15 protein-coding genes and 1 pseudogene are annotated in these 18,406 nt (G+C 66.0%); 10 read left to right on the top strand and 6 right to left on the bottom strand.

Going from position 1 to position 18,406, the window contains the following annotated elements:
• The first annotated feature begins 5 nt into the window (after positions 1-5).
• Complete coding sequence (locus OXM58_12550; GenBank protein ID MDE0149192.1) at positions 6-2,078, top strand: metallophosphoesterase; 2,073 nt, start codon at positions 6-8, stop codon at positions 2,076-2,078.
• Positions 2,079-2,130: 52 nt separating this feature from the next.
• Here the strand turns inward: OXM58_12550 and OXM58_12545 are convergent, their stop codons facing one another.
• The 5 genes from OXM58_12545 to OXM58_12525 all read right to left on the bottom strand — a co-directional run bounded on the left by OXM58_12545 (position 2,131) and on the right by OXM58_12525 (position 6,933).
• Positions 2,131-3,582 carry an amidase gene (locus OXM58_12545; GenBank protein ID MDE0149191.1) on the bottom strand — a complete coding sequence of 484 codons (1,452 nt, stop codon included), beginning with the start codon at positions 3,580-3,582 and terminating at the stop codon, positions 2,131-2,133.
• A 24-nt stretch (positions 3,583-3,606) separates the two neighbouring features.
• Positions 3,607-4,665: a tartrate dehydrogenase gene (locus tag OXM58_12540; protein MDE0149190.1), complete on the bottom strand. Its 1,059-nt coding sequence runs from the start codon at positions 4,663-4,665 to the stop codon at positions 3,607-3,609.
• Positions 4,666-4,711: 46 nt separating this feature from the next.
• Positions 4,712-5,113, bottom strand: coding sequence for a lactoylglutathione lyase (gene gloA, locus OXM58_12535; GenBank protein ID MDE0149189.1), 402 nt, complete (start codon positions 5,111-5,113; stop codon positions 4,712-4,714).
• A 170-nt stretch (positions 5,114-5,283) separates the two neighbouring features.
• The gene (locus OXM58_12530; GenBank protein MDE0149188.1) at positions 5,284-6,396 is read right to left on the bottom strand and encodes an aromatic ring-hydroxylating dioxygenase subunit alpha; all 1,113 of its coding nucleotides are present in this window, start codon (positions 6,394-6,396) and stop codon (positions 5,284-5,286) included.
• A 27-nt stretch (positions 6,397-6,423) separates the two neighbouring features.
• Positions 6,424-6,933, bottom strand: coding sequence for an Lrp/AsnC family transcriptional regulator (locus tag OXM58_12525; protein MDE0149187.1), 510 nt, complete (start codon positions 6,931-6,933; stop codon positions 6,424-6,426).
• A gap of 218 nt (positions 6,934-7,151) precedes the next feature.
• On the opposite strand from OXM58_12525, the gene OXM58_12520 reads away from it, so the two are divergent.
• Entirely contained in the window at positions 7,152-8,570 is a 1,419-nt protein-coding gene (locus OXM58_12520; protein MDE0149186.1) for a hypothetical protein, read from the top strand.
• A gap of 97 nt (positions 8,571-8,667) precedes the next feature.
• Positions 8,668-9,690: an alpha/beta fold hydrolase gene (locus tag OXM58_12515; GenBank protein ID MDE0149185.1), complete on the top strand. Its 1,023-nt coding sequence runs from the start codon at positions 8,668-8,670 to the stop codon at positions 9,688-9,690.
• 31 nt (positions 9,691-9,721) lie between these two features.
• Here the strand turns inward: OXM58_12515 and OXM58_12510 are convergent, their stop codons facing one another.
• Entirely contained in the window at positions 9,722-10,783 is a 1,062-nt protein-coding gene (locus tag OXM58_12510; protein MDE0149184.1) for a hypothetical protein, read from the bottom strand.
• Between the two features lie 342 nt (positions 10,784-11,125).
• On the opposite strand from OXM58_12510, the gene OXM58_12505 reads away from it, so the two are divergent.
• From OXM58_12505 to OXM58_12475, 7 genes and pseudogenes are all read left to right on the top strand, one after another.
• The gene (locus OXM58_12505; protein ID MDE0149183.1) at positions 11,126-12,136 is read left to right on the top strand and encodes a branched-chain amino acid ABC transporter permease; all 1,011 of its coding nucleotides are present in this window, start codon (positions 11,126-11,128) and stop codon (positions 12,134-12,136) included.
• Position 12,137: 1 nt separating this feature from the next.
• Entirely contained in the window at positions 12,138-13,205 is a 1,068-nt protein-coding gene (locus OXM58_12500) for a branched-chain amino acid ABC transporter permease (protein ID MDE0149182.1), read from the top strand.
• A 16-nt stretch (positions 13,206-13,221) separates the two neighbouring features.
• Positions 13,222-14,475 carry an ABC transporter substrate-binding protein gene (locus tag OXM58_12495; protein MDE0149181.1) on the top strand — a complete coding sequence of 418 codons (1,254 nt, stop codon included), beginning with the start codon at positions 13,222-13,224 and terminating at the stop codon, positions 14,473-14,475.
• Positions 14,476-14,506: 31 nt separating this feature from the next.
• Positions 14,507-15,316 (top strand): ABC transporter ATP-binding protein, encoded by an 810-nt coding sequence (locus OXM58_12490; protein ID MDE0149180.1) that lies wholly within the window; start codon positions 14,507-14,509, stop codon positions 15,314-15,316.
• Positions 15,309-15,803 (top strand): annotated as a pseudogene (locus OXM58_12485) (ATP-binding cassette domain-containing protein). The gene OXM58_12490 and the pseudogene OXM58_12485 overlap by 8 nt, the downstream one beginning before the upstream one ends.
• Before the next feature lie 531 nt (positions 15,804-16,334).
• Positions 16,335-17,570 (top strand): Tm-1-like ATP-binding domain-containing protein, encoded by a 1,236-nt coding sequence (locus OXM58_12480; GenBank protein MDE0149179.1) that lies wholly within the window; start codon positions 16,335-16,337, stop codon positions 17,568-17,570.
• Positions 17,557-18,393, top strand: a complete 837-nt coding sequence (locus OXM58_12475) for a phosphoenolpyruvate hydrolase family protein (GenBank protein MDE0149178.1) — start codon at positions 17,557-17,559, stop codon at positions 18,391-18,393. The genes OXM58_12480 and OXM58_12475 overlap by 14 nt, the downstream gene beginning before the upstream one ends.
• Positions 18,394-18,406: the final 13 nt, after the last annotated feature.

Here is an 18,406-nt window from a genome sequence, read left to right as displayed (position 1 = left end):
CGGCGATGACGGAACCTGCGGGATCGGCGCGAGACCGGCGGCGCGGCCTCGGCGCGCGGCTGTTTACTTTCGCCGTTGTCACGGACACCCACCTCAACCAGGGCGAGGACGAGTGCAATTCGCCCTTCGCGGTGAATGCGCTGGCCAACCGGCGTTTGCGCCATGTCGTCAACGACCTGAACCGGCGCGACCTCGCCTTCGTCGTCAATGTCGGCGATCTGCTGCATCCCGTACCGGCCGTGCCGGCGTTGTACGACCGGGCCGCCGCCCGTTATCTGGAACAGTCGGCGGCGCTGCGGCACACGCAATACCTGACCCCCGGCAATCACGATGTCGGCGACAAGCCCAATGACTGGGCGCCGACCGCAACCGTCTGCGACGCCTATCTCGTCTGCTGGGAGGAGCATTTCGGGCCGCACTACCGGTCGTTCGACCATGGCGCGTGCCATTTCGTCATCGTCAACGCCCAGCTGCTGAACAGCGGCCTGAAAGCGGAGGCGGAACAGCGCGCCTGGCTGGAGGCCGATCTCGCGGCCAACGGGGGCAGGCGGATCTTCCTGTTCACCCATTATCCGCCCTTCGTCGCGGACGAGGACGAACCGGAGCACTACGACAATATCGGCGAGCCGGGGCGAAGCTGGCTGACCGGCCTGGTCCGCGAATACGGCGTCGAGGCGCTGTTCGCCGGCCATGTCCACAATTTCTGGTTCAACCGGATCGGCGCGACGGACTGCTATCTCCTGCCGTCGACCGCCTTCGTCCGGCAGGACTATGCCGAGATGTACCGCGCTCCGCCCGGGCCGGACGACGAATCCGGCCGCAACGACACGCCGAAGCTGGGCTACGTCGTTGTCCATATGCACGAATTCGGCCACGTCTGCGAACCGGTGCGCACCTGGGGCGAGACCGCCGACGCTCTCGTGCCTCCCGGCGAAATGCCCGCGCCGCCTTCGCCGCCGCACCCCAAACTGATCGACCGGAGCGCATTCGGTTTCGACATGCGGCAGGATTGGATGGAGACGGTCGAGGTGCCGCCCTCGGGCGGGCTCGACGAGTTCGACCGCAAGCGGGCGCGCAACGATTATCCCGTGCTCGGCCTTTGGGAAATGGGCATCCGCAACCTGCGTATCCCGTTGAGCGATCTCGCTACGGCCTCGCGCCGGGAGCGGCTGCGCGCGCTGGCTGAACACGGCTTCGCCTACACCCTGTTCACCTTCGGCCTGCCAGACACGCGGGCGCGCGGGCTGATCGTGGAGAATGCAGACCTGTTGAGCGCATGGGAGGCCGGATTCGACCCGGGGGCGGATAGCAGCGTACCGGAAATTGCAGCCGCCGCCGCGGTTGCCGGTATTCCGCTCTATCTTTCGCGGTTGCGTTCCCATGACGAACTGCGCGCCGAGGCCGGGCGTTATTTTCATGTCGTCAACCATGGCTTCGACATTGCCGACCGGGATTGGATCGAAGCGTTGCTGACGCAGCCGGATCTCGCCGGAACGCTTGCCGGCCTTGTATTCCGCCTGCCTGCCGACGCGCCGGTGTGCGAAACGCTGGTCGGGATCGACAAGCTGGCCGGCAGCTTCGGTCTTCGCGCCTCGATCCATTTGCGCACGGCGGGCTTCGATCCTTCGCAGGCGGAGCGCAACGATCTCAGGATCGCCTCCCGGATGGCCGAAGCCCTGTTCACTGCTAACACGCTCGGCCATGCCGGAGTCTTCGCCGATACGCTGGTCGATCACGACCGCGGCTATTTCGTACGCCACGGCGCCTATGACCGGCTGTGCAACCCCCGGCCCGCCGCACTGGTGGTCCGTCATCTCAACGCCGTGTTGGCGCAGTATCCGGATTGCTTCGGCGGGTGCGCTGCCGCGGAAGAGGGGGGGCATGGCGGCCGCCGCCTGGAATCCGAAGGGCTGCGCGGTTCAATCCGGATTTTCCTGCCTGCGGACGGCTCGGACTATTCGCTTCGGCGCGCCTTTCCGTCCGCCGCGAAATCGACTGGCGCGACCTTTATCGAACTCGCTTCGGGCCTCAAGCGGGAAAGCGCTGCCGCCGGACCGGTCGCGGCGGTGTCCGGGTAGCGGACCGGCTGGACGACCGGGCAGGGAAGCACCGTGAGCGCTGCCTGCGGCTTCAATATCCGGGCGGCGGCGTAAAGCGGTAATAGCCCTCCTCGATCAGCCCTGCCATGTGCAGGCAGGTCAGATCGTCGTAACGGGGCCCGACGATCTGGACGCCGACGGGCAGGCCGTTCACGAGGCCGATCGGCGCGACGGTCGAGGGCAGGTAGTAGCCGCAGGGATAGCCGGCCCAGAAGAGCTGGTCGACGACCGGCTGCACCCTGCCGTTGACGGTGATCGTCCGGTCGTGGCGCTCGCCCGCCTGATCGTGCGGGAAGGCCGGCGAGGATGCGGCCGGGCAGAGCAGCAGGTCCCAGGTCTCGAACCACGCTTCCCAGCCTTCCATGAGCTTGTAGCGCCGCTCGTTCCAGCGCAGCCAGTCCCGGTGCAGCATGGTCTGGGCTTCCAGCATCCGGCGGCGGTAGGGGATCGCGTCCGCCGGCAGGCGGCGCAGATCCTCGTGCGCCTGCGCCATCATCTCGTCGCTCAGGGGCTTGGACGTCTCGGCGCGCAGCAGCATCGTGTAGACCTCCATCGCCTCTTCGGTCGGGAAGTCCGGCTTCGCGCCGATCTCGACGGTCGCGCCTTCGCTTTCCAGCCAATGCGCGAGGGTGGCGATGGCGTCCTGGTAGGATTGCTCGACCTCGGCCTGCGGATCGCTCAGCAGGAGGCCGACGCGGTACTCCTTCAGGCTCCCCCGGCGCGGCGCGGGCAGTTCCAGGCGCCATCCCCGGGCGGCCGGGCCGTCGGCGCCGGCCAGAAGGCCGAAGGCGAGCTTCAGGTCCGCCGCCGACCGGGCAAGCGGGCCGACGACGGCGATGTCAGTCGGCGCCCGGTTGCCCGGCAGCGCCTGGCCGCGGTCCGGGACGATCTCCCAGGTCGGCTTGTGGCCGAAGACTCCGCAATAGTGGGCCGGGTTGCGGATCGAGGCGCCGATATCCGAGCCGGCGTCCAGCCCCGTCAGCCCCGCGGCGAGGGCCGCCGCCGACCCGCCGGAGGAACCGCCGGGCGAACGGGCCGGATCCCAAGGATTGTTGCAGGTGCCGTAGATTTCGTTGAAGCTCTGCCAGTCGCTCAGCATGAACGGAACATTCGTTTTGCCGAAGACCACGGCGCCGGCGCCGCGATACTTCTCGACCACGGCCGAATCCCTATCCGCGATGTTGTCCCTGTATTCCGGGACGCCCCAGGTCGTGGGCGAGCCCGCCAGGTCGTAGCTTTCCTTCACGGTCACCGGCAGGCCGTCCAGGGGACCGGTGTCCTCCCCTGCCGCGCGGCGCCGGTCCGAAGCATCGGCTTCCGCCCGCGCGCGCTCTGCGTCCCGCCAGACGATCGCGTTGATCGCCGGATTATGCCGGTCGACACGCTCGAGAAAATGATCGAGCAGTTCCCGCGCGCCGATCTCCCGCGCATCGAGCAACGCCATCAACTCGGTCGCCGATCGGTAGTGTATCCCGGACATCATACGCTCCAGTTTGAATGTTCGGCGCTACAGCCGTTCCGCCACAGCCCTGCCGAGATCGGCACAGCGCGCCGCGCCGCCCATGTCCGGAGTCAGCGTTGCGCCTTCCGCCAGAACGCCCTCGAAGGCCGCGACGACCGCCGCCGCTGCATCCGGCTCGCCGAGATGGTCGAGCATCATCGCGCCGGACCAGATCTGGCCGATCGGGTTGGCGATCCCCTGTCCGGCGATGTCCGGCGCCGAGCCATGGACCGGCTCGAACATCGACGGATGCTCCAGTTCCGGGTTTATGTTGCCGGAGGGTGCAACGGCGATGGTGCCGGTCGTGGCCGGGCCGAGGTCCGACAGAATGTCGCCGAACAGGTTGGAGCCGACGACAACGTCGAACCAATCCGGGTTGCGGACGAAATGGGCCGCCAGGATGTCGATATGGAACTGGTCGGTCGTGACTTCGGGATACTCCGCGGCGACGGCGGCAAAACGCTCGTCCCAATAGGGCATGGTGTGGATGATGCCGTTGGATTTGGTCGCCGAGGTCAGATGCCGGCGGCGGCGGCCGCGGGCCAGCTCGAAGGCGTAGCGCATGATCCGATCGGTGCCGCGGCGGGTGAACACCGTCTCCTGCATCGCCAGTTCGGCGTCGGTGCCCTGGTGGAGCCGGCCGCCGATCTCGGAATACTCGCCCTCGCAGTTCTCGCGCACGATCAGGTAGTCGATGTCGCCCGGCTCGCGTCCGGCGAGCGGGCAGGGCAGGCCTTCGAGCAGGCGCACGGGGCGCAGGTTGACATACTGCTCGAAGCGCCGGCGGATCGGGATCAGCAAACCCCAGAGCGAGACATGGTCGGGCACGCCGGGGAAGCCGACCGCGCCGAGGAAGATGGTATCGAAACCGGCCAGCCGGTCGAGACCGTCCTCCGGCATGAGCCCGCCGGTCTTTGCATAGCGTTCGCAGCCCCAGTCGAACTCGGTCCAATCCCACTCTATGCCGAAGCGGGCGCCGGCGGCCTCCAGCACCCGGATGCCTTCGGGCACGACCTCCCGGCCGATGCCGTCGCCGGGAATGACAGCGATACGGTAGCGATTCATCGGATAGCTTTCGGTGCCGGGAACCGGCCTTCGCCGATGCGCGGCGTCAGATCTCGCGCGTACCGGCTTCGATCAACTCAACCTTGTACCCGTCCGGATCCTCGACGAAAGCAATGACCGTGGATCCGCCTTTGACCGGTCCCGGCTCGCGGGTGATATTGCCGCCCGCGGCGCGGATCCGCTCGCAGGTTTCTGCAACGCTGTCCACGCCCAGCGCGATGTGTCCGTACGCGGTACCGAGATCATACTCCGACGTTCCGTGGTTGTAGGTCAGTTCGATTTCGGCCTCGCCGTTCCTGTTGCCGCCCTGAAAAGCGACGAAGGCGAGGGTATACCCCTGGTCAGGACGCTCGGTGGTGCGCAGCAGGTCCATGCCGATGACCTTGGTATAGAAATCGATGGAGCGCTGCAGTTCGCCCACCCGGAGCATCGTGTGTAGAAATTGCATGGTCGTTTTCCTCGGGCGGCGGCGCGCCGGGACCGGTCTGCGCCAGGGCCGTCAAACTATCGCGTTTGTCTCGCGCGCCCAATAGCGCCGAAGCGGGACGGTTTCGTGTCGAGCGGAGGGCGGTAGCCCGGGCCGGGTGCGGCGACGCCGGCTCCATATCGACGCCGCCTTCATTTCAGGCGGTCCACCACGAGTTCCTGGAAGCTGCGTACGGCGTCTTCCCACACCGGAGAAAGCACCCCGCCAGCCGCCGGATCGGAGGCACGTCCTTGCTGGAGCCGCTCGCAGATCGCCACGTCTTCGAGATGCACCTCGCGCCAGAGCGCCGCGAGCTGCTCCTTCCGTTCGGCGAGGACCGAATCGGCCCCGATGCTGTAGATCGCGCGGCGATGAAGGGTGCGGTCCGGCGCCAGGGGCACGTTAAGGTGCACGCCGACCTGATCCGGGATGTAGAGACCGAACACGAAATTCGGAAACAATGTGAGATAGCGGGCGTCGGCCGAAAGCGTATCCGTCCGCCTCGCCGCGCCCGAAACATCGACCGCGCACCCCAGGCAGCCGGGATCGTCGATCGTATAGTGGTCGGTGAGCGGCTGCTCCGTGGTCGTCGCGTGGACGAACTGGACGTGGTAGGGCTCGATGAAGTTTTCCATCAGGAGCTTCCAGTTCGCGGCCGCTTCGCCCAGGTCGATGGTAACCACATGGCGAAGCTCGGCGAGGTCAAGTCCGCCGAGCCGTTTCTGCAACGGAGCCACGAAGTCCTCGATCGGCGGCGCATCGCCGCTCAGGTTGACGAAGATCCAGTCGTGCCACACCGCCGATCTCACCGGGACCAGGCCGTGCTCATCCCGGTCGAAGCCGTCGGGCACCGCGCGCGGGTCCTGCCCGCCGAAATGCGGAGCGACCTGCAGCGACCCATCGAGACCGTAAGTCCAGAAATGATACGGACAGCGGATCCGCGATCCGAGGTTGCCGGGCTTGTCGACCAGCCTGAGGCAGCGATGCCGGCATACATTGTGAAACGCGCGAAGCGTATTTTCGCGGTCGCGCACCAGAATCAGCGGCCGGCCGGCGACGGTAACGGGCGCCACGTCGCCGGAACTGGCGAGTTCGTGCGCGAAACCTGCGAAGACCCACGTGTCCGGAATGAGCCGCTCGTTCTCGAGCGCGAAGAACGCGTCGCTCGTGTAGGCTGCGGCCGGCAATCCGCTTGCTACCGGTCCCGGCGTTTCGAATGCGGCCAACGCTTCTGCCCCCAGGATTGACTGCAGTGAAGAGCTCATGCCGGTTTCCTGAGAGCGCGGGGCGGGCTAGGGCAGGTGGCCCTTGAGCAGGAACTGGTTCTTGAACATGCCGATGCGGGTCATGACCTCGACATGCGCAACATCGGGATGTCCGTGTATGTGCTCATTGAGGAAGTTCGCAAACTCGGCGTCCTCGTCGCACACGACCTCGACCAGCAGGTCGAACCGGCCGCTGACCCACATGACGTAGACGACGGCCGCAAGCGGATCGAGCCGCCGCGCGACGGTAGCCGGAGCGACTCCCGGCGCGGTCTTGATGCCGAGCATCGCATCCGTCTCGTAGTCGACGGCCACCGGATCGACCACGGCCACGATTCGCAGCATGCCTGCCTCGCGCATCCGGGCGACCCGGTTGCGGATCGTCCCGCCCGAGACGCCGAGCTTCTGCCCGACGACGTCGTAGGCCGCGCGCCCGTCGTCCTGGAGCAGCCGGATGATTTTCTGGTTGAGGTCGTCGAAAGGCGAGGAGAGCGGCGAGACCCTTCCGTCAGGGTCCTCGCCGCTCTGAGCGGTCACTGCCTGCGATGAGTGAGCATTGGTTCGGGAGGCAATCTCGGTCCGCAGCTCTGCTGGCGATGACACACCGTCCTTGTTTTCAATTTCGGAATTCATGATGTGAATTTTACAATATTTGTCAAAAAACTTCAATAAATTTTATTATTTTGCTAATTTGATGATATAATTTCGGCCTTTTCATCAATTTCAGATGGGGATGGAACGAGAGGAACCGCCCGATGAACCGAACATTGCAGACCATGGCCGGGGCGCTTCCCGACATCGCGCGCGTCCGCGAAGAGCATGCGAAGCTCGCCGAGGCAGGCGTCCGCTACGTCTTTTCCTGCTGGATCGACATGCACGGGCTGCCGAAGACCAAGCCCGTGCCGCTCAGCGACTTCGAGAACCTGTGCATGGGCAAGGGCCCGCAATTCGCCGTACATTCGATCTCGTTCGTGCCGGAACTCGGCGCCTCCGACCCCGACCAGATCCCGATTCCCGATCTCGACACCCTGGTGATCTGTCCGTGGGACAGCACCTGCGCGTGGATGTTTGCGGACCTGTGGTGGGAGGACGCGCCCTACAACCTGTGCCCCCGACAGGCGCTCAAGCGCGTGGTGCGCGATACTGCAGCGAAGGGCTTCGCGGGCGTCGCCGGCATCGAGCCGGAGTTCATCGTCATGCGCTGGCGCGACGGCGAGCCGGTCAAGGCGTTCGACGACGATCCGATGCCCGGCGAGGGCGTCCGGCCGCGGCGCCAGGCGTTCGGCTACGACATCGAATATTCCATCGATTCGATGGGGTTTCTCGGCGCGGTCATCGACATACTCGAGGATCTGGGCTGGGGACTGAAGGATGTTGTCTGCGAAGGCAGCTACTCGCAGTTCGAGCTCGATTTCGGTTACACGGACCTGGTCGGAATGGCCGACCGCCTGGTGTTTCTGCGGGTGCTGCTGAAAGAAGTCGCCAAGCAACACGGATTGTTCGTCACCTACATGCCCAAGCCGGCGACAGGCGACTGGCGGTCGGGCGCACATATCAACTACTCGATGCAGAAGGTGGACGCCCCGGGCGTTAATCTCTTCGAGGATTCCGACAGCGGATGGGCGGAAGCCGCCTACCACGCGGTCGGCGGGCTGCTACGGCACGGCGCGGCGCTGACTGCGATCACCGCCTGTACGATCAACTCCTATAACGGCCTGGTCGCCCAGGTCGCCGGGTTCGAAGGGGGGACATTTACCTGGGCGCCAACGCACATGACCTATGGCAACAACAACCGTTCGGCGATGCTGCGCCTGCCGCAGAACCGGTTCTGCATCGAGAACCGGGCATCGGACCTGTGCATGAACCCGTATCTGGCGCTCGCAATGACGACCGCGGCAGCGGTCGCCGGTGTGGTCGAAGGCGTCGATCCCGGTCCGCCGATCAACAAGGACTTGTATGTTACGCCGGAAGAAGAAATTCTCGCGGCCGGCGGGCGCCGCCTGCCCCGGAACCTCCTCGAAGCAACCGAGGGCCTGAACGCCGATCCGCTCGCCGCCGAAGTGCTTGGCGCCGCCATGCTGAAATCCTGGTCCGCCTACAAGTTCGACGAGTGGGAGCGTTACCACCAGGCGGTGACCGATTGGGAGGTGCAGGAGTATCTGCGGCTCTATTGAGGACTTCGGTTCGCGGAGGCTTTGAGGCTTCGGCAGGGCTGCAGATCCGTCGATATTGCAGGCGTGCCGGTGCGCGGGTCGCGGATTGCGGCGGAGGATGTCCGAATTGGCGCAGGGCCACGAAATTTTCGAACTCGGCGCAGTGCCGCTCCAGTCCGGCACGACGCTGCCGGATGCGAAGCTCGCCTTCAAAACCTATGGCTCGCTCAATGCGCGCGGCGACAACACGATCGTCCTGCCGACTTTCTATACGGGCACGCATGTCCGCAATGAGGGCTACCTGCGGTCGGTGCCGGCGCTCGATCCATCGCGCTATTTCATCGTCTCGATCAATATGTTCGGCAATGGCCTGTCGTCGTCGCCAAGCAACACCGCGCCGCCGTTCGACGGTCCACGCTTCCCCGCCGTCACGCTTTACGACAACATTGGCTGCCAGCACCGGTTGCTCACCGCGCTTGGCGTGAAGCGCATTGCCCTCGTGCTCGGATGGTCCATGGCCGGGTGCCAGTCGTATCAGTGGGCGGCGCAGTTTCCGGACATGGTCGGCGCCATCCTGCCGTTCTGCGCCTCGGCGCGCACCTCGCCACACAACAAGGTGTTTCTAGAGGGGGTAAAGGCGGCGCTGCTGGCCGACGGCGCCTTTGCAGGCGGTGACTACACCGCGCCGCCCGAGGCGGGCCTCCGGGCCTTCGGCCGGGTCTACGCGGGCTGGGCGTATTCGCAGACCTTCTATCGCGAGCGACTCCACTGCGATCTCGGTTTCGAGACCTGGGAGGAATTGCTGCTCGCCTGGGAACGCGATCATCTCGACTGGGACGCCAACGACCTGCTGGCCAAGCTTCGGACCTGGCAGCTCGGCGACATCAGCGCCAACGAACGCTACCGGGGGGATTTCGAAAGCGCGCTACGCGCCATCCGCGCCCGGGCGATCCTCATCCCCTGCACGACCGACCTCTACTTCCCGCCCGAGGATAACGCTATCGAGGCCCGGCACATGCCGAATGCCGAATTCCGGCCCTTCGACTCGCCCTGGGGCCACTGCGTGGCGTCGCCGAGCCGCGCCGGCAGCGAATTCCTGCGCTTCCTCAATTCTTGCGTATCGGACCTGCTGGCCGGTTGAGACCGGCGATCTGCGTGGCGACTACGCTTTCTCAGGAAAGGCGTATGGTCCAGAGCAGGGCGTCCCCGTCGGCCTCGGCGTCAACCGTCATGAATTGGCGGTGTGACGCGACGGCGCCGCGCCACAGCTCGATCCAGCAGGCAAGCAGGTTTCCGCGTTCGGCGCCGGTGAGACCGCGCACGATCCGCAGGCCGGTCTGGCGCAGTCTGACGGCGGGTTCGCCGGCGTGTTTCGCGAAATTTTCCATGTCGATCCGGTCGCCCATGCCGCTGAACATGGCGCGCAGGAATGCGGCTGCATCCGCCGGTCCGCCGTCCACGGCGCCCACGGCGTCGGCCATCCGGCGGTAGTCCTGCAAACCGGTCAGCCGCGCCGCCAGCTTGCCATGCTGCAGCGCTTTCGCCTCGCCGATCACGTGAACCAGCTCGCCGACACCGTTCCGGACATACTCGACGGCATAGTTCCGCCTGGCCTTCGCGCGTCGTTCATCGCCCCACTCGGCTGCAGGCAGGGCGGGTTGCCGGTCCGGATCCGCCGCCGGCGGGCGTTCGGCGGGCGCAAAGACCAGGCGTTCATCTTCGCCGATGTCGCGGTCGTATTCCCTGAAGTATCCGCACAATCCGAACTGGCCGCTCATATCCTCCGAGACGCAGACGAAGCCGAGCCGCGGATTGTTCAGCGACACGCCGTTCTGCGCATACCAGCCGCGCAGGAAGCCTCGGCTCGCTTCGATCGGGACGCCGCAGATCGCCGGTCCGTCATACATCCATCGCGGATAGCGGAAGCGCACCCAGGCTTTGGTCGCGGATTCCTCGATATAGTCGACCGCGACGCCGCCGATGCCGTTCGAGAGGACGTGATATTTTGCGCAAGCCACGGCGTCCGGCTGGCCTTCGAGGCCCAGCGTCCGCAAACCCGCAAGGAACTTTTCTTCATGCTGGCGGCGGAACAGCCGGAACATCCAGTCGCCGACCGCCTCCGGACCTTCGCGGGTGGCGACCATGAGCTGGAGGCCGAGCAGGTACTGGTGATGCAGCCCGGCCTGGGCGGATACCGCTGGGAGAACGGACGCCTGTGCGCCGGGACTGGCCATTGCCTGCCTTCTCTCCATTACCGCGCGGATACTCTGCCGGTCCCCGGAAGCTATCGCACGAAGGCCCGTTCCGCCGCCATGTTCCACCGGGTCCGGCGCGTCCCGAAGATACGCGGTTGCGGGTTTCGGCGGGTTGGGACAGACTGTCCGGCAGGATCGAACGCAATGCCGGCCGCGAAACCGGGTCTCAACCGGTCAGCCGGTCGTTTGGCGCATCCGGGTCGGCCCGGACGCTTCGGGGAGAGTCGGAATATGGCCGTTTCGTGGGCCGCCCGGGCCGCGAATTTTGCACGCATCGCGACGACGTTTCCGTTCGATATCCGCATCGGGGCCTGATCTGCCGTGCGGAAACCGATGCAGCGCCGCACTGTACTGATTCTCGGAATCGTTCTGCTGGCTGCTGCGCTGCTGTGGATGATCTTCGCGGTCTGGCCGGACTGGCTGATCGGCGCCATCGGCCGCAAGAAGACATTCGTCAACACCCTGCTTAACGGCATTACCCTCGGCGGCCTGTATTTCCTGGTGGCGAGCGGCTTCACGCTGGTCTTCGGCCTGATGCGCAACGTCAATCTCGCGCACGGCTCGATGTATCTGCTCGGCGGCTACATCGGCTACGAGGTGGCCGAAGCGACCGGCAGCTGGTTCTTCGGGCTTGCCGTCGCATTCCTCGCGATAGCGATCAGCGGAATCGCGCTGCAGGTGGCGGTTTTCCGGCGGATGCAGGGAGACGAACTGCGCCAGACCCTGGTGACCATCGGCATTTCGATCATCGCCGCCGATCTGATGCTGGCCGTCTGGACGGGCACGACCTACCAGTTCGATACCCCCGAGGGACTCTACGGCGCCGTCGTCCTGCCGGTGATCTCGGTCATCAAGTCGTCGGGCGCGCCGGTGTTCATCAAGTATCCGATGTACCGGCTTACCGTGCTCGGCGTTGCCGTGGTCGTCGGTATCGGCCTCTGGTTGTTCCTGAACCGCACCCGCATCGGCATGATGATCAGGGCCGGCGTCAACGACCGGGAAATGCTCGCAGCCTCCGGCGTGAACGTGCATTTCGTCTTCGCCCTGGTCTTCGCCATCGGCGCGGGTCTGGCCGGTTTCGCCGGTGTGGTCGGCGGCACGGCGCTGTCGATCGCCCCGGGGGAGGATATCCGCTACCTGCTGGCCTCGCTCGTCGTCGTGATCGTCGGCGGCCTCGGCTCTGTGACCGGGGCCGCGATAGGCGCCCTGCTCATCGGCCTCGCGGAGCAGTTCGGCCTGGCTTATTTTCCGACCTACGGCGTGGTGCTGACCTTCCTGATCATGGTCGGCGTGCTCGCCGTCCGGCCCCAGGGCATCATGGGGACGCGCTGAGATGTTCGGCATCGAGCGGAATTCCGGCCGTTACCCGCTGGGCATCAACCCGGCGGTGCTGCTCGCTGCGGTCTTCCTGATCGCCTATCCGCTCTTTACGTCGGATTTCTTCACCTTCCAGATCGGCGCCTATTCGCTGATCCTGGGGACCATCGCGCTGTCGCTGACGATGCTTGCCGGGTATGGCGGCATGGTCAGCATCGCGCAGATGACGGTTGCCGGATTTGCCGCCTACCTCATGGCAATCCTGGGCACCAACAGCGTCGGTGTGATGGGGCTGGGATGGCCGTGGTGGCTGACGGTCGTCATCGCGATCCTGGGCGCGGCGCTGCTCAGCACCTTCATCGGCGCCATCGCTGCGCGCACCGAAGGCATCTACACCATCATGATCACGCTGGCGATCGCCGTCGCCTTCTTCTATTTCGTGCGCCAGAACTATGTGATCTTCAACGGGTTCACCGGCTTCGCGGGCATCAAGCCGCCGACCCTGTTCGGCGTGTACTGGCGCGATCCGACGCCGTTCTACTATCTCACCCTGGCGATCGCGGCTTTCTTCTATTTCGCCGTGCTTTACGGCGCCCGCTCGACCTTCGGCCTGGGGCTGCAAGCGGTCCGGGACAATCCGCGGCGCGTGCGGGCGCTCGGCATCAATGTCTTCCTGCATCGCATCGCCGCCTATTTCTACGCCGGACTGATCGCGGGAACCGCCGGCGTTCTGCTGGTCTGGTTCAATGGCCGCGTTTCGCCGGGCATCGTCGGCGTCGACATGGCGATCGACATTCTGGTGATCGCCGTTGTCGGCGGCATGCGGGCGCCCATCGGACCCTTCCTGGGCGCCATCGCCTTCGTATTACTCGAGAATTTCGCAATCGACCTGATCGACCGCGAGCGTTTCAACACCGTGATCGGCCTCGCCTTTCTGCTCGTGGTGTTGTTTTCGCCGGACGGCCTGCTCGGGCTTTGGCGCCGGATGGAATCGAGAATCCGGCTGCCGCGCGCGACCGCCCGCTGGGGCGTACGCGCCAACCGGGACGACTGGCATCCCGCCGGTTCGCCCGAACGCACGTAAAGAGGGAGAAACTACCATGCTGAAAGTTGCAGGAAAAACCCTGCTGGCGGCGGCGGTCTTTGCCGTGGCAAGCCCCGCCGTGGCGCAGGACACCATCAAGATGGGCGGGCTTGCGACCCTGGAAGGCGCCTTTGCTGCGCCGGGCCAGGACAGCATCCGCGGCATCAGGATGGCGCTGGAGGAGCACAAATACACCGCCGGTGGCAAGAAGATCGAACTGATCACCGGTTCGTCGGATGCCTCGCCGGCGAGCGCTATCCGCGCCACCCGTAAGCTGGTCGAGCAGGACGGTGTCCAGGTCATGATCGGGCCGCTGTCCGGCTCTGAGGGCCTCGCGGTCAAGGACTATGCCAAGACCAAGCCCAACGTGACGTTCATCAACGGGACGTCGGCGGCGCAGGATACGACTCTGCGCAATCCGGCGCCGAACTTCTTCCGCTTCTCGACGGAAGGCGCCCAGTGGATGGCCGGCCTCGGCGAGTATGCCTACAAGGTCAAGAAATACCGCAAGGTCGCCGTTCTGGCGGAAGACTATTCCTTCCCCTACACCCAGGTGTTCGGGTTCCTGGAGCCGTTCTGCCGCCTCGGCGGCAAGGCGCCGATCGATGCGCGTTTCTGGGTGCCGATCGGCAACAAGGACTATTCGTCCGTCATCGCCGCGCTGCCTGACGATGTCGACGCGATCTACGTCGCCCTCGGCGGCGCCGACGCGATCAACTTCCTGAGCCAGTATCAGCAGGCGGGCGGCGGGCTGCCTCTGATCGCCGGGTCGATCACCGTCGACCAGACCGTGCTGGGCTCGAAGGGTAAGATCCGCGAGACCGTGATCGGCACGCCGTCGGCCGGGCCGATTTCCGATACCTGGGACGACCCGCGCTGGAAAGCCTTCGTTGCGCAATACAAGAAAATGTTCGCAGGGAAGGGCGGATTCCCGTCGCCGTCGTTGTTCGCCCACGGCTATTACATCAACACCAAGGCCGCGCTGCTGGCCCTGGACCAGGTGAAGGGCGATCTGTCCGACGGCGGCAAGAAGTTCCGCGCGGCTCTTTCGTCGCTCAAGTTTGAGACGCCGACCGGCATGGTTTCGCTCGACCCGCGTCGCAATGCCATCGCCGACATGTTCCTGACGGAAGTCGTCGTGGGCCCGGACGGCAACCTGGTCAACAAGACGATCGGGGTTACCAAGCAGGTCTCCCAGACCTTCGGGGTCAAATATGAGGAGTTCCTGAAATACGGCCCGGTCAGCCGCACCAACCCGCCCTGCAAATAGAACGGGGCGGACAGCGCAGCCGAGGTCCCCGTTGGACGAACCCGGCACCGCCCTCCCGCGTTCCGCCCTGCCGCAGGCCGGGCAGTTCGCGCTGGAGCTGACCGGCGTCGGCCGCCTTTTCGGCGCGCTGGTGGCGATGGCGGACATCGACATGACCGTTCGCGCCGGCGAGCGGCGGGCGGTGCTGGGTTCCAACGGAGCCGGAAAGACCACCCTGTTCAATGCGATCACGGGTGACTTTCCGCCGACCTCGGGGCGCGTCAGACTGTTCGGTGAGGACGTGACGTATCTGCCGGTTCACGAGCGGATCCGTCGCGGCCTCCGCCGGACCTATCAGATTTCGCTGCTCTTCAGCGGCCTCACGGTTATCGAGAACATCTTTCTCGCCTGTCGGGGCGTCGGGCGCGGGCGGCACTCGCTGCTGCGGCCGCGCCGCGACGACGGCGCCATGGAGATGGCGGAGACGCTGCTCCAAGCCGTCCATCTCGACGACCGGCGCGATACGCCGGTGGCCGAACTCAGCCACGGGCAGCAGCGGCAGCTCGAGGTGGCGCTCGCCCTGTCGGGCGCGCCGCGGCTGATCCTGTTCGACGAACCCGCGGCAGGACTGTCGCCGAGCGAACGCGCCGATCTGGTCGAGATTCTGCAGTCCCTGCCGGCGCATATCGGCTTCATCATCATCGAACACGACATGGATGTCGCGCTGCGCGTCGCGGAGCGGGTCACCATGATGCACAACGGGCGAATCTTCAAACAGGGGAAGCCCGAAGAGATCGAGAACGATCCCGAGGTCCAGGAACTGTATCTCGGGCACGGCGGCAACGGGGCCGGGCATGCGTAGCCGCGCCCGCAGACTGGAGCCGGACCCCCATGCGCTCAGCATCCGGGATCTGCACATCTACTACGGCTCTTCCCACGCGCTCCAGGGCGTCGATCTGGAGTTGATGTCCGGCGTTCACGCGGTGGTCGGCCGCAACGGCATGGGCAAGACGACGCTGTGCAACGCCATCATGGGCCTGCTGCCGGTGCAGCGCGGATCGATCCGCATGGCCGGTGAGGAACTGGTCGGGCTGCCGTCGTACCGAATCGCCAATCTCGGCGTCGGCTATACGCCCCAGGGCCGCCGGCTCTGGCCGTCGCTCACCGTCCACGAGCATCTGCGGCTGGCCTGGAAGGGTGGCGGCGCCTGGAACGTCGACCGGGTTTACGACGCCTTCCCCCGATTGGCGGAGCGCCGCAACAACGGCGGCGGCCAGCTTTCGGGCGGCGAACAGCAGATGCTCGCGATCGCCCGGTCGCTTCTGCAGGACCCCGAACTCCTGATCCTCGACGAACCGACCGAAGGCCTCGCGCCGCTGATCGTCGACCAGGTCGAGAAACTGCTGGCCGCGCTGGCCGGGGAAAACCGCGTCGCCGTCCTGCTCATCGAACAGAATATTTCGGTCGCGACCGCGATTTCCGAACGGATCTCGATCATGGTCAACGGCCGCATCCGGCGCACCATGCCATCCGCCGAGCTGGCCGCCGACCGGCTGCTCCAGGAACGGCTGCTCGGCGTCGGGCGCCATTCCCACGACGATCTGGATCTGGAAGATGACGGTCCGGCCGAAGCCGCCGCCGTCGAAGAACCTGCCCCGCTCGAAGAAGCGGTGCCTGCAGACGAGACGGCGACAGCCAGGGACGATGCGGCCGCCCCGGCGGGCAGGCCCGAAACCGGCGATCTGATCTATGTGCCGCCGACCCGCTGGTCGGGCGCGACCTGGCAGCAGACCCGCGCTGCGGAGGCGGAAGGCGGCGGGCGGCCCTTCGATGCCAGGCCGGAGCCGCTGTTTCAGGAACCCGCAGCGCATCGCGGCGCGTTGGCGGAAGGCAGCGTCTATCTGGCCGGCACGTTCGACACCAAGGGCGCGGAGCTCGGATTCATCCGCGACCGGCTGGTCGCCCTTGGCATCGCCGTGAAGACCGTCGACCTGTCGACCTCCGGCAATACGTCCTCTGCCGATGTGCCGCCCCATATCGTCGCCGCCTCCCATCCGCGCGGCGCCTCCGGCGTGTTCACCGGAGACCGCGGCGAAGCGGTGGGCGCCATGGCCGAGGCGTTCGAGGCCTGGCTGGTCCGTCAGCCCGACGTTGCCGGCATCATCGCCGCCGGCGGCTCGGGCGGGACGTCGCTCGCGACGCCGGCCATGCAGGCCCTGGCCGTCGGCATACCCAAGGTGATGATTTCCACTGTCGCCTCTGGCGAAGTCGGCCGGTATGTCGGGGCGGCCGACATCATGATGATGTATTCGGTCACCGATGTGCAGGGCCTGAACCGGATCAGCCGCACGGTCCTGGCCAACGGCGCCAACGCCATGGCCGGCATGCTCGCCGAGCGCCGCAAGGCCGAGCCGCAGCACGACGACAAGCCCTGCTTGGGGCTCACCATGTTCGGAGTCACCACGACCGCGGTGCAGCAGATTACCGGCCTGCTCGAGGACCGTTATGACTGCCTGGTCTTCCACGCCACCGGTACCGGCGGCCGCTCGATGGAAAAACTGGCGGACAGCGGCATGCTGGCAGCCGCCGTAGATCTCACCACGACGGAAGTCTGCGACCTGATGATGGGCGGCGTGTTCCCGGCGACGGAAGACCGCTTCGGCGCCTTCATCCGCTCGCGCCTGCCCTATATCGGCTCCGTCGGCGCCCTCGACATGGTGAATTTCGGCCCGCGCAATACGGTGCCGGACCGGTACAGGGACCGCACATTCGTCGAGCACAATCCGCAGGTGACGCTGATGCGCACGACGCCGGAGGAAAATGCCCGCATGGGCGCGTGGATCGCCGAGCGGCTGAACGGGATGGCCGGCCCGGTCCGCTTCCTGATCCCGGAAGGCGGCGTCTCGGCGCTGGATGCGCCGGGCCAGCCCTTCCACGCGCCGGATGCCGACGCCGCCCTGTTCGGCGCCATCGCCGGCACGCTGCAGGAAACGCCGACCAGGCGCCTGGTCCGCCTGCCGCACCATATCAACGACCCGGCCTTCGCCCGCGCGATTGCCGATGCCCTCGACGAGATCAGCCCCCCGGCCAGGACAGCCCGCCATGCCACGGTTTGACCGCAAGTCCCTTGTCGAGAAGTTCCGGGCCATGAAGGCCGACCGCGTGCCGATCATCGGGGGCGGCGCGGGCACCGGCCTGTCGGCGAAATGCGAGGAAGCCGGCGGCATCGACCTGATCGTCATCTACAATTCCGGCCGCTACCGCATGGCGGGCCGGGGGTCGATGTCCGGCCTGCTGGCCTACGGCAACGCCAATGACGTGGTGCTGGAAATGGCGCACGAGGTGCTGCCCGTCGTGCGCAACACGCCCGTCCTCGCCGGCGTCAACGGCACGGACCCGTTCTGCATCTTCGACGCGTATCTGGACCGGCTTTCGGAACTGGGGTTTTCCGGCGTGCAGAATTTCCCCACGGTCGGGCTGATGGACGGCGTGTTCCGCGCCAACCTCGAAGAAACCGGCATGTCCTACGGCCTCGAGGTCGATATGATCCGCATGGCCCATGAGAAAGACATGCTGACCACGCCCTATGTTTTCCGCGAGGAGGAGGCCGAGGCCATGGCCCGGGCCGGGGCCGACATCGTCGTCTGCCATCTCGGCCTGACCACCGGCGGCTCGATCGGTGCGGAAACCGCCCTGAAGCTGGAGGATTGCCCGGCGCTGGTCGACGCCTGGGCCGCCGCCGCGATGCGCGTCGACCCGGAGATTATCGTGCTGGTGCACGGCGGGCCGGTCTCCATGCCGGAAGATGCGCGGTATATTCTGAACGAAACCGGGAACTGTCACGGATTTTACGGCGCTTCATCCATGGAGCGCCTGCCGACGGAAACAGCCCTGACCGAACAGACGAAGGCCTTCAAGGCGGTCAGGATCGAAGGATAGGGAGGGCCGGACC

The organism is Rhodospirillaceae bacterium (genome assembly GCA_028819475.1).
Lineage (GTDB): Bacteria > Pseudomonadota > Alphaproteobacteria > Bin65 > Bin65 > Bin65.
Note: the sequence above shows the minus strand (reverse complement) of the source record. Positions and strands in the feature narration are given on the sequence as shown.

Bases quoted from the DNA above. Each gene is read 5' to 3' on its own strand.
- OXM58_12550 (MDE0149192.1), top strand. From the start codon at position 6: ATGACGGAACCTGCGGGATCGGCGCGAGACCGGCGGCGCGGCCTCGGC.
- OXM58_12545 (MDE0149191.1), bottom strand. From the start codon at position 3,582: ATGATGTCCGGGATACACTACCGATCGGCGACCGAGTTGATGGCGTTG.
- OXM58_12540 (MDE0149190.1), bottom strand. From the start codon at position 4,665: ATGAATCGCTACCGTATCGCTGTCATTCCCGGCGACGGCATCGGCCGG.
- gloA (MDE0149189.1), bottom strand. From the start codon at position 5,113: ATGCAATTTCTACACACGATGCTCCGGGTGGGCGAACTGCAGCGCTCC.
- OXM58_12530 (MDE0149188.1), bottom strand. From the start codon at position 6,396: ATGAGCTCTTCACTGCAGTCAATCCTGGGGGCAGAAGCGTTGGCCGCA.
- OXM58_12520 (MDE0149186.1), top strand. From the start codon at position 7,152: ATGAACCGAACATTGCAGACCATGGCCGGGGCGCTTCCCGACATCGCG.
- OXM58_12515 (MDE0149185.1), top strand. From the start codon at position 8,668: ATGTCCGAATTGGCGCAGGGCCACGAAATTTTCGAACTCGGCGCAGTG.
- OXM58_12510 (MDE0149184.1), bottom strand. From the start codon at position 10,783: ATGGCCAGTCCCGGCGCACAGGCGTCCGTTCTCCCAGCGGTATCCGCC.
- OXM58_12500 (MDE0149182.1), top strand. From the start codon at position 12,138: ATGTTCGGCATCGAGCGGAATTCCGGCCGTTACCCGCTGGGCATCAAC.
- OXM58_12495 (MDE0149181.1), top strand. From the start codon at position 13,222: ATGCTGAAAGTTGCAGGAAAAACCCTGCTGGCGGCGGCGGTCTTTGCC.
- OXM58_12475 (MDE0149178.1), top strand. From the start codon at position 17,557: ATGCCACGGTTTGACCGCAAGTCCCTTGTCGAGAAGTTCCGGGCCATG.